Raw genomic sequence first — 14,417 nt, 5'->3', positions numbered from 1 at the left:
ATATGCTTTCGTTAGAGAAGCAACGATATTATCCATCCCGCGAGCAAACACGGATTCCCATCACACGACAGGCTTACGGTAAATCTATGCACAAAAGAAAAGATGATCTCAAGTATTGGCGAGAGCTTTGGAAAAAAGCTCGCACGCTTCGTGTCGATATCTCTGGTGAAAACTGGTGTAATCATTGGCACCAGCACTTTGACTGGGATAGTCGAGGTGAACAGAGTAGATTAGAGCACCGAAAACATATCCGACCATTAATGAGAGCTTTTTCCAAGGTACGCAACGAACTCACAAAACAAGAAGAACCCTTTCAAATCTTTGTTTCTATCAATCCATCAGATCCAGGTTCGGACGCGCTATATGTTCATACACCTAATCCACATACTGACTTTCCACTCGTATTTGAAGATTTAACTTTTATCACCACCCTGCCTCCATTGCTATTGGGATTGGTATGTTTGAAAAACTATCAAGTCGGCGTTTCTGGGTATGACAATGAAAAACAGTTCACCATCCTTAAGAAATGAAACCACTTAACTCATCATCAAAGCGTTCATGAACTACTTCAGATTAATTTGCATAGTCTTTCTTTTTTTCGCTAATTGCGCACCCGCTTGGTGTGATTCAGTTGGATACACCGAGATCAAAAAAATTCAATTCGAAACGTCCGACATCAGTATCGTCCATTGGCATGATTGGTCTACCAAGAAAAATAGAGATGCCAGATGGGCGATGATTAGTACTGATAAGAACCCGTTCAGCAGCCTGAACACTTATTCTTACATTCAAGTATCTGATAAAAAGTCAGGAAACATTCTGTTCAAATCACCTGTTCCAGCATTGACGGTGATTTGGGCTACGCCTGACTCAAACTACATTGTTGGGATATCAAATATAAAAGTTTGGAATCCGTATCATCTGGTGGTCTTTAATAAGAAAGGTGAGCTTCTCTATAAGGCCGCAATCGACACCAAGTCCTATCCTGATGCATCGGAAAGCGTCACCAATTGGATCAATTGGTATAAAGAACCCGTACCTAAAATCACTTTAAAGAGCACAATTGATTCCATAGAAGTCTCCATTGAAAGTAACAAGGTGTGGAAGCAAAGCATAGTCAATGGCGAACTCACTTATGGAGAACTGCCGAATCCTGTACCAATTCGAATTTTTCGTTTTCCACTCACGCACGACGATATCAATCCGCCATGAATACGGAAGTACTACCGATTTATGTTTCAAATAACAGTCCCACCCACCACACTAAGGAAATCATATGAAACGAGTCACTGGCATAGGCGGTATCTTTTTCAAGGCTAAGGATGCGCCTGCAATGCACGCTTGGTATAAGAAGCACCTCGGCATTGACGTTCAAACTTGGGGCGGTGCTGCCTTTGATTGGACAAATGAGGATGGCAAACCCGTAGCGGGTACGACCGCATGGTCAATCAATCCGCAAGAAAGCGATTATTTTGCGCCTAGTTCTGCGCCTTTTATGATCAACTATCGGGTGCAAGACTTGCATGCTTTGGTCAAGCTGTTGAAGGAAGAAGGCTGCAATGTGCTTGATAAAATTGACGAATCTGAGTACGGTAAGTTCGCCTGGGTGATCGATCCGGAAGGAAACAAGGTTGAACTTTGGGAACCGCCAGAAGGTCGATGAAATAGGTAGGCAATTTTTTCTTTAAGTGCCAGAACTGTTCAGTGATTGGCATTTTCAATGACTCGCTTTCCAGAAATGATAATCAGGAAAGCGACTCAACATTCAATTCAATATTATGCACTTGCACTGCGATGTGCATCCAAACTCCAGCCGCCAGCACCAAACGCTGCCAATGCCATCAATCCACCCGCTACTGCTATATTTTTAAAGAATAGTAATTGCGTTACATAAGCTTGGTCCGCTGGTACTGCCCAATACGCGTGAAAAATGAACGATGCTACCAAGGTGAAAAAGGCTAAGGCGAGTGCTGCGAAGCGTGTGCCTAAACCTATGATCAGTGCAATGCCACCCGCGATTTCGAGTATCAAAGCGGCAGCAGCGGCCAGCGTTGGCGCAGGCAATCCAACTGAAGTGATATAGCCTACCGTGCCTTCAAAGCCGGTGAGTTTGGCGATGCCTGCTGGTAAAAATAGTGCTGCGAGTAATAATCGGGCGACTAGTGAGAATGGATTTTGTAATTGCGTAAACATGGTGAATTCCTTTTAAATTGATATCGATATTTCTGTATTATTGATGTGATTTTTTTTGTGCATTTATTCTGGTGAGAGCCTAAATGAACCACCACTGCCATTAAGTTAAAGCTGCGAAATTGTAGGACGGGTGCAACCCGCGCCGCCAAACTGTAGTGCAAGCTTGATCGACCTATGTGCGGCGCGGGTTTCACCCGCCCTACAAAATCTAAGCGGCTAAATCAAACACCAAGACTTCTGCATCGTGACCATTGCTAAACCTTAGATGGCTTTCATTTTCTATGCGTAAGGCATCACCACCACTCAAGCGTTGCCCATTCACTTCCAACTCGCCACGAATCAAATGCACATAGGCTTTACGAGCAGGATTGAGCGTCAGTTCTGCTTGTTCATCGCCATCAAACAAACCTGCATACAAAGCGGCATCCGCTGTCATTGATACGGAATCACCCGCACCGTCCGGTGATGCCACTAATGCCAGTGCGCCGCGTTTGCTCGCTGGTGGTATAGTTTTTTGTTCATAGCCAGGCTCCACACCTTGACGATTTGGCTGTATCCAAATCTGCAGAAAATGTGTTTGCTGTCCATCCGCATGATTGAATTCGCTATGACGCACACCGGTACCTGCGCTCATGCGTTGCACGTCACCAGGTGGAATTCCTTTGATATTCCCCATGCTGTCTTTATGGGCGAGCTCGCCAGATAATACGTAGCTGATTATTTCCATGTCACGATGGCCATGGGTGCCAAAACCTGTGCCTGGTGCGATGCGGTCTTCGTTAATCACTAAGAGATTGCCCCAGCCAGTATGGTCTGGGTCATAGTAATTAGCGAATGAAAAGCTATGCTGGCTTTTCAACCAGCCGTGATCAGCATGTCCGCGATCTTGAGATTTTCTTAAAGTCAGCATTTTTTCTCTCCTGTTGAATTAAATTAAGGCATCCTGATTATCTGGCAATCACGTGATGCGATGGAAGAGATTATGCGCTTAGCGAAGCGCATATAGACTGAATGAATTTGATGACGTCATTCAAATTTTTTGAATGCAACTGGCTGAGACGCTGGCGTATTGCCGAAATACACTCATTACCAACTGCATTTCTCTTTTTCAGGTAAAGTGCAGGCTCAAGCACAATGCTATAAATTAAATAAACCCTTGCATAAATCGTCTAAGCTGCCATGCTGCTTACATGATGACTCCTTTGCCCCACCGCACACTGTGAATCAAACCAAAGAAAAAATAGATATCGTCTACCTGTGGGTGGACGGCGCAGATCCGGTGTGGTTCGCCAAACGGCAGGATGCGATTCTTAACTCCACTGATGTCGAGCGCAAAAAACTGGCGGTATATGGCGATGTCGCTGGACGTTATCGTGACAATCAAGAATTGCGATTTAATCTGCGTGCCTTGGAAAAATTTTTTCCTGAGCATGGGCATATCTATCTGGTCACTGACGGTCAGACGCCAGATTGGTTGAGACAAGGTGAAAGTATTACGCTAATCGATCACGCCAGTATTATTCCTAGCACCGCATTACCCGTGTTCGATTCGGGTCATATTGAATCGTATTTGCATCACATACCTGGTTTATCAGAACGATTTATCTATCTGAATGACGATGTCTTTTTTGGTGCGCCTGTTAATGTGGAGAGCTGGTTTGGACAACATGGTGTTGCTGTGTTTAAGGAACAAGAGCAAGTCCCTGATTACGGCACGTTGCAAAAAGATGAGACCGCCTTGGTCAATGCGTCTATTTTGTCCAAGCATTGGTTACAACAACGTTATCCGCTCTACCAACACGTGCATCGCATCTTTGCGCACGCACCGCGCCCTATGCTGAAAAGCGTGTTGTTAGAGCTAGAAAAGGAAGCGCCGGATCTATTTGAACAAGTCAGGCAAACCGTGTTTCGCGATTGGCAGCGGCCACCTATCGTGCCCGATCTAGTGCCACGTTGGATGTTGCATCGGGGCCTCGCCTACTTGCGAGAAATTGAGTATCGCTACATCTGCAGTGGAGATAGCGATGCCGAACAACAGTTTACTGATTTAAGCGAACGCTTTGGTGAACTGGTTTTTTTCTGCATCAATGACACCAGCGATAATGCGGCGTCGGATGATCCGCAGTTGTTGAGAATTCGAGAGACCTTGGAACGATTGTTGCCATTGCCTTCACAGTTTGAAACTACCAGCGTAGCTTAACGCTGAGTAAAGCGAAGCCCGGCAATATAGTTTGGACTTTCTCGATATGCCGGGCTTTGCAGATCTTAGGATTTGTAGGGCGGGTACAACCCGCGCCCCACATAGGTCGGACTGGGGTGCTCCACGTTCTGGCGGCGCGGGTTGCACCCGCCCTACTTTTCGGTCTTCTCCACTACTTCAATCACACCAAATCAAAACGATCTGCATTCATCACTTTATTCCAAGCCGCGATGAAATCATTCACAAACTTTTGCTGCGCATCGCCACTTGCGTACACTTCGGCCAAAGCACGTAATTGTGAATTAGAACCGAACACCAGATCGACCGTGGTGCCTGTCCACTTCACTGCGCCGCTTTGACGATCACGGCCTTCGAGCACGCCTGCAGTACTTGATGGCTGCCACTTGGTGCTCATGTCCAGCAGATTAACGAAGAAATCATTGCTCAAGGTTTCTGGACGCAGAGTGAGGACACCGTGCTGAGTCTTGCCTGTGTTTGCATTTAAAGATCGCAAACCACCGACCAACACCGTCATTTCTGGTGCGCTTAAATTCAGCAATTGCGCTTTATCGATCAGTAGCTCTGCTGCATGCTTCTCTAAACCAGCACGCACATAGTTACGGAAACCGTCAGCTGCTGGCTCTAGTACCGCGAATGATTCAACATCCGTTTGCTCTTGCGATGCATCCATACGTCCTGGAGCGAATGGAACTTGTACATCTTGTCCCGCTTTTTTCGCTGCCGCCTCAATTGCCGCTGCACCAGCCAAGACGATTAAATCCGCCAAAGAGATTTTCTTACCACTGGATTGCGCCGCATTGAATTCTTGCTGAATTGCTTCTAAACTCGCTAACACTTTATTTGATTCCAATGGCTGATTCGCTTCCCAATCACGTTGTGGTGACAAACGGATACGCGCACCATTCGCACCGCCACGTTTATCACTGCCACGGAAAGTCGATGCAGATGACCATGCCGTGTTAACCAATTGAGAAATACTCAGGCCTGATGCCAACACTTTCGCTTTCAATTCAGCGATATCGTTTGCATCTACTACAGCATGATTCACAGCAGGAATCGGATCTTGCCAAATCAGCGTTTCGCTTGGAACCAAGGCACCTAAATAACGCGCAACGGGTCCCATGTCACGGTGCGTCAATTTGAACCAAGCACGCGCAAAGGCGTCTGCAAATTCGGCAGGATTTTGATGGAAACGACGTGCAATTTTTTCGTAAGCGGGGTCATGTCGCAAAGATAGATCTGCAGTCGTCATCATCGGCGGATGTTTCTTGCTAGCGTCATGTGCATCAGGAATCAAATGCTCAGGTTTGCAGTCTTTCGCCACCCATTGTTTCGCGCCTGCCGGGCTCTTGGTCAATTCCCATTCGTAGCCGAACAGCATATCGAAATAGCCGTTGTCCCACGTCGTAGGATTGGGTTTCCACGCACCTTCAATACCGCTCGTCGTTGTGTGTACACCTTTGCCGGAACCGAACTTATTGATCCAACCCAAGCCCTGCTCTTCTATGCCTGCCGCTTCTGGTTCTGGACCAACCAAAGTTGGATCGCCGGCGCCGTGCGCTTTACCAAATGTATGACCGCCCGCCACCAGAGCCACCGTTTCTTCATCGTTCATCGCCATACGTGCAAAAGTTTCACGTACATCACGACCAGAAGCGACTGGATCAGGATTGCCATCCGGGCCTTCTGGATTCACATAAATCAAACCCATTTGCACCGCTGCCAAAGGGTTTTCTAAGTCACGTGAGCCTGCGACTGAGCCAGCATAACGACTATTTGCTTTGTCACTGGTTGCGAGCCATTCTGTTTCTGAACCCCAGTAGATATCATCCTCTGGTTGATAGATGTCTTCACGACCGCCAGCGAAACCAAAGGTCTTAAAGCCCATGGATTCTAGGGCGACATTGCCGGCTAAAATGAACAAATCTGCCCATGAAATCTTGCGACCGTATTTCTGTTTAATGGGCCATAACAAACGACGTGCCTTATCGAGATTGCCGTTATCTGGCCAGCTATTCAAAGGGGCAAAACGTTGATTGCCTGTACCTGCACCGCCGCGACCATCGGACACGCGATAAGTACCCGCTGCATGCCATGCCATGCGTATCATCAAGCCGCCGTAGTGTCCCCAATCGGCTGGCCACCAGTCTTGCGAATCGGTCATCAATACTTTGAGATCGTCCACCACTGCATTCAGATCCAGCGACTTGAATTCTGTCGCATAATCAAAATCTTCTCCCATAGGATTCGACTTGGGTGAATGCTGGTGCAAAATATTTAATTTTAGTTGATTCGGCCACCAACTAGCATTCGTCGGTGCGCCTGCGGCAACTGCGTGTTTTGCTGCGCCATGGTTGAAAGGGCATTTAGCTTCGTTCGACATATCAATCTCCTGTAATAAGCTCTAAAGTAAGTTCAACAACAAATTTGGAACTGCGATGGATTTGATTCTAGAGAGCAGAGACCGATAGATCAACTCAATTAAATTTATGACTTCGATAAATTTTAACTAAATATCGATTTAGGCTTCATTCAGCCAGCATATTGCATAGTCGAGATGTAATAGGTATGACAAATCAATTAAATGGTGGATTTTTCTGCTTAGTAGGCTGCCTATCAAGCCAACTTGAGCGTCGCATCCAATATATGAGGTTCGTAGACCAAACGATGCTTGCCGCTTAGCAATAAAAAATGTTTGCCGCTGCAACGTGCCAACAAGGCCATATCCAGCTTTTGCGCGACCATATGCCCCATCTGGGTGGTGCCTGAACGCGAGAGCAAAAACGGAATGCCCATTTGCGCGCCTTTGATCACCATTTCTGAAGTCAGGCGTCCAGTGGTATAGAAAATTTTGTCGCCGCCGATAAGCTCATCCAGCCACATCAAACCGGCAATCGCATCGACGGCATTGTGCCGACCGACATCTTCGATAAAGTACAGCAGCTCACCGCTATCAGAAAACAAGGCGCAGCCATGAACCGAGCCAGCGCGTTTGTAGACCGATTGTTGAGTGCGTATGGTATCGACGATACGGTACAGCACCGATTGCTTTAATTGGGCGTCCGCTGGCAAGACTAAGGTATCAACTTCATCCATCAGCCCGCCAAACACCGAGCCTTGACCGCATCCGGTGGTTACGACTTTTTTCGCGGTACGCTCTTGGATATCGGCAATGCCATTGCGAGTAATCACTGCCGCTGCATCGACTGACCAATCAACTTGCACCGAGATGATTTCGTCCAAGCTGCGCACTAAGCGTTGATTACGCAAATAGCCAAGTACTAAGGCTTCGGGATTGGCGCCTAAAGTCATTAAAGTCACCAATTCGCGCTTATCGATGTAAACCGTTAAAGGCCGTTCCGCAGGAATCGCTATCACTGAACTACGCCCGTGTTCATCCATCACCTCGACGTCTTGCGTGAGGTGAATACTGCTGGAGGATAGCTGCGGGCGGTACCTGTTCGTCATTACTTCATCTTTGGAAATACGGGTTTCAATTTCGTGTCGCGGCTGTTTGCTGTAACTTCGCCAACACCTGACCACCGCCATAACTGCCCTGCACGGGTTCTGTTCCACCCAACACTATCTTAATTGCGCAATATTTAAACTCAGGAATTTTCCCATACGGATCGAGTGCGGCATTGGTGAGTTTATTGATCGCTGCTTCGTAATAACAAAACGGTACAAACACTGCACCGCGCGGTGAACTATCGTCGGCGCGGGCATACAAACTGACTTCGCCACGGCGTGAAGTGATTGTGACGATATCGCCAGGTTGCCCACCCATGTCTGCCAAATCAAGCGGATGCACCAATGCGACGGGATCGGGTTCAATCGCGTCCAGCACCGCGGTGCGACGCGTCATGCTGCCGGTGTGCCAGTGCTCGAGTTGGCGACCTGTGATGAGCACCATAGGGTAATCACTATCAGGACGCTCGTTGGCGGGAATGATGTCAGCAGGAACAAATCGCGCACGTCCGGTTTCACGCGGAAACTCCTTGGTAAACACTACCGATTCACCAGCATCACCTTCGTGACGACAAGGGTAAGTGACCGCATGTTCGCGCTCTAAACGCTCCCAGGTAATGCCGGCAATATTCGGCATGGTGTGACGCATTTCATCAAACACCGCACCCACGTTGGGATACTGCCAATTCAAACCAAGTTGTTGCGCCATTTGCTGGATGATCCACAAATCTTGTTTCGCTTGTCCGGGTGGATCTATCGCCTGACGTCCCATTTGTACCAAGCGATCCGTGTTCGTGAAGCTACCCGTTTTTTCGGGGAAGGCAGAAGCGGGCAAAATCACGTCGGCTAAATAAGCCGTCTCGGTCAGAAAGATATCTTGCACCACCAAATGATCGAGCGCAGCAAGAGACTCGCGCGCATGATTTGCATCAGGATCGGACATGGCAGGATTCTCACCCATGATGTACATGCCATTGATTTCACCCCGCTTAATCGCGTGCATGATTTCAACGACGGTCAAGCCTGGTTGCGGATCTAAAGTATCTGCTGGCAAGTTCCAAGCTTGCTCAAAACGGGCACGTGCAGCGGCGTTATCGACGCGTTGATAATCGGGATACATCATAGGAATCAAACCGGCATCGGATGCACCTTGTACATTATTTTGCCCACGCAGTGGGTGTAAACCACTGCCCGGTTTGCCGATTTGCCCGGTCATCAAGGCCAGCGCGATCAAGCATCGTGCATTGTCAGTACCATGGACGTGTTGTGACACACCCATACCCCACAAGATCATCGAGCCTTTGGATGTCGCATATAGGCGAGCGACTTCACGGATGGTGTCAGCAGCTATGCCGCAAATCGGCGCCATCAATTCCGGACTGTAACCAGCAACATTCTTCTCTAATTCTGCATAACCTATGGTGCGGCTATTGATGAAGTCTTTATCGACCAAATTTTCATGCACGATCACATGCATCATGGCATTGAGCAGTGCGACGTCGGTATCAGGCTTAAACTGCAAATAGCGATGTGCCATGCGCGCCAGATCCGATTTGCGCGGGTCCATCACCACTAGTTTAGTGCCATTTTCTATCGCGTTCTTAATCCAAGTAGCGGCAACTGGATGATTCACTGTCGGATTTGCACCGATCACAATCACGACCTCTGCTTTCGTCACATCCATCACGGGATTGGATACCGCACCGGAGCCTATGCCTTCTAACAGTGCTGTGACGGATGAGGCATGGCACAGGCGCGTGCAGTGATCGACATTATTACTGCCAAAACCGACCCTGACCAGTTTTTGAAACAGATAGGCTTCTTCATTACTGCCTTTGGCAGAACCAAATCCGGCGAGCGCTTTTTTACCTTTGGTATCGCGGATTTGTTTGAGTTTACCGCCCGCGAATGCCAAGGCTTCTTCCCAGCTCGCTTCTCGAAATACCTCCATCACATGCGCTGGATCCATCACAAAGTCACCAGTTTTTTGGGCTTCTGGACGACGAATTAAAGGCACCGTTAAACGATGTGGGTGATGCGCGTAATCAAAACCATAACGGCCTTTCACGCACAAACGTGCGTGATTCGCCGGGCCATCACGACCTTCAACAAACAAAATATGATTGTCTTTGACGTTATAGGTGAGCTGGCAGCCAACGCCGCAATAAGGGCAAACCGATTCCACTTGCTTATCAGGCACGGTCAAAGCAGCATCACGCGCCGGCATCAAAGCGCCTGTCGGGCAAGCTTGCACACATTCGCCGCACGCGACACAGGTCGATGCGCCCATCGCGTCATCCATATCGAACACAATTTTCGAGGCATCGCCACGGAACGCCATGCCTATCACATCATTCACTTGTTCATCGCGACAAGCGCGCAGGCAGCGCGTGCATTGTATGCAGGCATCCAAGTTCACGGTGATCGCTGCGTGCGAGGCGTCTTGTGGCACTGGCACACGGTTTTCCGCTGCGGCGAAGCGGGGTTTACCCACATGTAATTTCTCTGCCCATAGATCGACTTCGTTATGGCGTGTGTAGCTGGTTTCGGGCATATCCGCTTGCAATAATTCAAGCACCATTTTTTGCGCGTTGGTTGCACGTACGCTGTCAGTCACAACTTGCATGCCATTGGAAGGATAACGGCAGCAACTCGGTGCCAGTACCCGTTCACCATTGATCTCGACCATACAAGCACGGCAATTGCCGACGCTTTCCATGCCGGACCGATAACATAGGTGGGGAATCTCGACACCCTCACGCTTAGCGATCTCTATCAGCAATTCATTGCTGCGCGCTGTGATTTCTTTACCATTCAAACTGAAATTTACAGTAGGAACATCCATCTCTGCCATCTGGCTGCGGGTAATTGCATTCATAGTCTTGTCGCCTTTACTGATTCACTGAATTGAGCTCGTGCGGAAAATACTTCACCACACAATCGACAGGATTAGGCGCGGCTTGCCCCAGACCACAAATTGAGGCATCGCGCATCACCGTGGATAGCTCTGCCAACAAAGGCAAGTCCCAATGATCTTGCGCAATCAGCGCTGACGCTTTAGCGGTGCCCACACGACACGGTGTACATTGACCGCAAGATTCATGCTGGAAGAAATGCATCAGATTACGCGCTGCATTCAGCGCACTGTCGCGTTCCGATAAAACCACCACAGCGGCAGAACCGATGAAGCATCCGTAAGGCTGCAGGGTATCAAAATCGAGCGGGATGGTATTCATACTGGCTGGCAAAATACCGCCCGATGCACCGCCTGGCAGGTAGGCATAGAATATTTCGCCATCGGCCATACCGCCGCAATATTCATCGATCAATTCTTGTATCGTAATTCCCGCTGGTGCCAGTTTCACACCCGGATTTTTTACCCGTCCAGAAACCGAGAATGAACGCAAACCTTTACGACCATTGCGCCCCTGAGCGCTAAACCAAACGCCACCTTTTTCCAAAATATCGCGCACCCAGAACAAGGTCTCAAAATTATGTTCCAGCGTGGGGCGTCCAAATAAACCGACTTGCGCCACATACGGCGGGCGCAAACGGGGAATACCGCGCTTACCTTCTATCGATTCAATCATTGCGGATTCTTCCCCGCAAATATAGGCGCCAGCACCGCGTCGCAAATGTATCGTTGGCATATTGGCGATAGGCGGACTTGCGCGCAACAAGGCTAATTCTTGTTCTAAGATAGCGCGACAGGCATGGTATTCATCGCGCAGATAAATATAAATATCTGCGATGCCGACCGCCCAAGCTGCGACCAACATGCCTTCCAAAAAACGATGCGGATCGCGTTCCAGATAAAATCTATCTTTGAACGTGCCAGGCTCGCCTTCATCTATATTCACCGCCATCAAACGCGGCCCTGCTTCTGCGCCAACAATCCGCCATTTGCGTCCAGCCGGAAAGCCCGCGCCGCCAAGTCCGCGCAAACCGGAATCTTCCATGGTCTGCAAAACGTTCTCTAATTCGCGTTTGCCGCTCACACATTCTTTTAACAGCGTGTAACCACCTTGAGCCTGATAAGCCGCGCAATCCAAGTAATCACCGACTTCTGCACTCAGCTGCCCGCTTTGCACCGCTGCTTCGACTTTGATGAGATCTGCTTGTGCGATGCCATGTTGCCCAACAACGACTGCGGGTGCTTGCTCACAGCGTCCAACGCAAGGTGCGGCGATAACACGAACTTCTGCGCCGAGTAGGGCGGGCAATCTGTCTAACAGGCGTTGAGCACCCGCCATTTCACAAGATAAGCCGTTGCAAACTCGCACCGTCAAGGCAGCAGGCTTGGTTTCATTTTCTTTCACCACATCGAAGTGATGATAGAAGGTAGCGACCTCATACACCTCAGTTTGCGCGAGACGCAATTCTTGTGCCAGTGCCGCTAAATGCGCTGCCGATAAGGCTTTGTAGTGATCCTGAATTTTGTGTAAATGTTCGATCAGCAAATCTGCTGTGCGCGGAGCATCTCCCAACAAGGCCTGTACTTCTGCTAAGGCTTGCGGATCGACCCGGCGCCCTTTCGGTGCTTCGCGCTTGCGTTGCTTGCTTGCACCTTGAATCGGGCCTGCTTTTTCGGCATCCTTCGTTGGATGAATGGGTATCACTACTTTGCTCATTATCAGATCCTATTTTTCTCGGCTTCTATTTTTATTTCTGTTTTTATTTTTATCGCTCATTTCTACACAAATTTTGCCACAGGCGGATCATGCACATGATCCGCCACTGCGTCTATTTAAACAACACCACCGCTTTTTCTAGCGTCATCAGTACACCCCAAGCTAAGGGCAAACCCACTGCCAGCCATGCGGCTATCACCAACACAGGACTGGAAGGCTTATTATCTTCGCCACCAACGACACCAGCGGTACCGACTTCTGCGGCTAATGCTCGATCATGCGCCAGCTTGCGTTCGGCTGCCAACTCGGCTTCCGTCATAAAATACTTATCAGCGACTGGACGAACCAGCGCATTACAAGCACATCCCAATACCAACATGCCGGCTAAAATATACATGGTGATGGTGTAGGAGTCCGCCCTCGCCACACCGTGTGCTAATTGGTATTCACGGATGTAATTGACGAGCACCGGACCGAGCACGCCCGCCGTTGCCCAAGCTGTCAATAAGCGTCCATGAATCGCGCCAACCATTTGGGTGCCGAACAAATCTGCCAGATACGCGGGTACAGTTGCAAAGCCGCCGCCATACATAGACAGAATAATACAAAATGCACCAACAAATAAGGCTAAACTTCCTGCGTGCCCAAAACTTGGGATCGCTGCGTACAAACAAAATCCCAAGATGAAAAATACAAAGTAAGTCGCTTTACGCCCTATGTAATCGGACATCGACGCCCATACAAAACGCCCCCCAATATTGAACAAAGAAAGTAAGCCGGTAAATCCGGCCGCAATCGCAGCGATCTGCAATTTTTGCGCTGCATTCAAATCATTAAACGCAACATCGATACCAATCAAGCGTCCAGCAAACACTTCTTGCAACAAAGGCGAAGACATACCGAGTATACCAATACCTGCTGAGACATTCAGACAAAGAACGCCCCAAACCAACCAAAATTGAGGAATACCCCAGACTCGGCTAACGTGGACGTGTTTCTGCGTGATCATGCCGTTGGTACTGGCGGGCGGAGGTGTCCAACCTGCTGGTTTCCAGCCAGTCGGCGGAACACGATAAGATAGGGCACCACCCATCATGAATACAAAATAAATCGCTGCCATCACCAAAAAAGTTTCCATCACGCCGACTGATGTCGGGGTCGCAAAATACGTCATCAATTTATTCGCTAATGGCGCTCCTATCATGGCACCACCCCCAAACCCCATAATCGCCATGCCGGTGGCCATGCCGCGCCGGTCAGGAAACCATTTAATCAAGGTCGATACGGGAGAAATATAACCAAGACCCAGACCAATGCCACCAATAACGCCTGAACCCAGCCACATCAGCCAGATTTGATGTGTGTGAATTCCGAACGCGGAAATCACCAAACCACCACACCAACACAATGCAGACACCACGCCCGCTTTACGCGGCCCCGCGTGTTCCAACCATCCACCCCAGATCGCGGCCGATGAACCAAGCAGGACAAAGAATAAGGTATACATCCAACCTAGCATGGAGATCTTCCAGTCACAATTGCTGGAAAAGATTTCGGCCAAAATACCGATGTCCTTGGCGCAGGCGACTGGGTCTTTAATGCCTATGGCTTTCGATAAAGGTAACCAAAACACAGAAAATCCGTACGCCATACCTATGCACAGATGAATCGCCAATGCTGCTGGTGGCACTAACCAACGATTAAAGCCTTTGCCGGCAATCGTCCGTTCCTTTGCCAATAGTTCAAGAAAAGCCATGATGTCTCCATTTCTATGTGGTGTTTGTATTTATTGTTTGCACGCTTCCCAACTATTTCTTTAACTTAAATCACAGATTACTCAGGAAGTATTTTGAGAATACTCCAAAATTACACATCGAAAACGGTGTGAAGCGGGACATGCAGAC

General features: G+C 48.8%; 11 protein-coding genes. 4 read left to right on the top strand and 7 right to left on the bottom strand.

Translation table 11 applies throughout. The features are described from left to right. Window positions 1-2 precede the first annotated feature (2 nt). From ACO0KZ_RS12120 to ACO0KZ_RS12110, 3 genes are all read left to right on the top strand, one after another. Window positions 3-530 carry a hypothetical protein gene (locus ACO0KZ_RS12120; RefSeq protein WP_422995479.1) on the top strand — a complete coding sequence of 176 codons (528 nt, stop codon included), beginning with the start codon at window positions 3-5 and terminating at the stop codon, window positions 528-530. Between the two features lie 205 nt (window positions 531-735). Continuing rightward, on the top strand, window positions 736-1,212 hold the full coding sequence (locus ACO0KZ_RS12115; RefSeq protein ID WP_422995477.1) for a hypothetical protein: 477 nt from the start codon (window positions 736-738) through the stop codon (window positions 1,210-1,212). Window positions 1,213-1,276: 64 nt separating this feature from the next. Beyond that, on the top strand, window positions 1,277-1,663 hold the full coding sequence (locus ACO0KZ_RS12110; RefSeq protein ID WP_422995475.1) for a VOC family protein: 387 nt from the start codon (window positions 1,277-1,279) through the stop codon (window positions 1,661-1,663). Between the two features lie 113 nt (window positions 1,664-1,776). Here ACO0KZ_RS12110 and ACO0KZ_RS12105 read toward each other — a convergent pair whose 3' ends face one another. Together ACO0KZ_RS12105 and ACO0KZ_RS12100 are read right to left on the bottom strand one after the other, a co-directional pair. Next, window positions 1,777-2,193, bottom strand: a complete 417-nt coding sequence (locus tag ACO0KZ_RS12105; RefSeq protein WP_422995473.1) for a DoxX family protein — start codon at window positions 2,191-2,193, stop codon at window positions 1,777-1,779. 208 nt (window positions 2,194-2,401) lie between these two features. Further along, complete coding sequence (locus tag ACO0KZ_RS12100; RefSeq protein ID WP_422995471.1) at window positions 2,402-3,103, bottom strand: pirin family protein; 702 nt, start codon at window positions 3,101-3,103, stop codon at window positions 2,402-2,404. A gap of 309 nt (window positions 3,104-3,412) precedes the next feature. On the opposite strand from ACO0KZ_RS12100, the gene ACO0KZ_RS12095 reads away from it, so the two are divergent. Then, the gene (locus ACO0KZ_RS12095) at window positions 3,413-4,393 is read left to right on the top strand and encodes a Stealth CR1 domain-containing protein (protein WP_422995469.1); all 981 of its coding nucleotides are present in this window, start codon (window positions 3,413-3,415) and stop codon (window positions 4,391-4,393) included. A 181-nt stretch (window positions 4,394-4,574) separates the two neighbouring features. Here ACO0KZ_RS12095 and katG read toward each other — a convergent pair whose 3' ends face one another. The 5 genes from katG to ACO0KZ_RS12070 all read right to left on the bottom strand — a co-directional run bounded on the left by katG (window position 4,575) and on the right by ACO0KZ_RS12070 (window position 14,269). Further along, complete coding sequence (gene katG, locus ACO0KZ_RS12090; protein ID WP_422995467.1) at window positions 4,575-6,797, bottom strand: catalase/peroxidase HPI; 2,223 nt, start codon at window positions 6,795-6,797, stop codon at window positions 4,575-4,577. Between the two features lie 233 nt (window positions 6,798-7,030). Continuing rightward, on the bottom strand, window positions 7,031-7,882 hold the full coding sequence (locus ACO0KZ_RS12085) for a formate dehydrogenase accessory sulfurtransferase FdhD (protein WP_422995465.1): 852 nt from the start codon (window positions 7,880-7,882) through the stop codon (window positions 7,031-7,033). Window positions 7,883-7,907: 25 nt separating this feature from the next. After that, window positions 7,908-10,760 (bottom strand): formate dehydrogenase subunit alpha, encoded by a 2,853-nt coding sequence (gene fdhF / locus ACO0KZ_RS12080; RefSeq protein ID WP_422995463.1) that lies wholly within the window; start codon window positions 10,758-10,760, stop codon window positions 7,908-7,910. Between the two features lie 13 nt (window positions 10,761-10,773). Continuing rightward, window positions 10,774-12,513, bottom strand: coding sequence for an NADH-ubiquinone oxidoreductase-F iron-sulfur binding region domain-containing protein (locus ACO0KZ_RS12075; protein WP_422995461.1), 1,740 nt, complete (start codon window positions 12,511-12,513; stop codon window positions 10,774-10,776). A gap of 112 nt (window positions 12,514-12,625) precedes the next feature. Next, entirely contained in the window at window positions 12,626-14,269 is a 1,644-nt protein-coding gene (locus ACO0KZ_RS12070) for an OFA family MFS transporter (protein ID WP_422995459.1), read from the bottom strand. Between the last annotated feature and the right edge of the window lie 148 nt (window positions 14,270-14,417).

This window comes from Undibacterium sp. Di24W (assembly GCF_049340325.1).
Classification (GTDB): Bacteria; Pseudomonadota; Gammaproteobacteria; order Burkholderiales; family Burkholderiaceae_D; genus Undibacterium.
The sequence above is the reverse complement of the archived record's forward strand: the minus strand, read 5'-3'. Positions and strand labels throughout refer to the sequence as shown.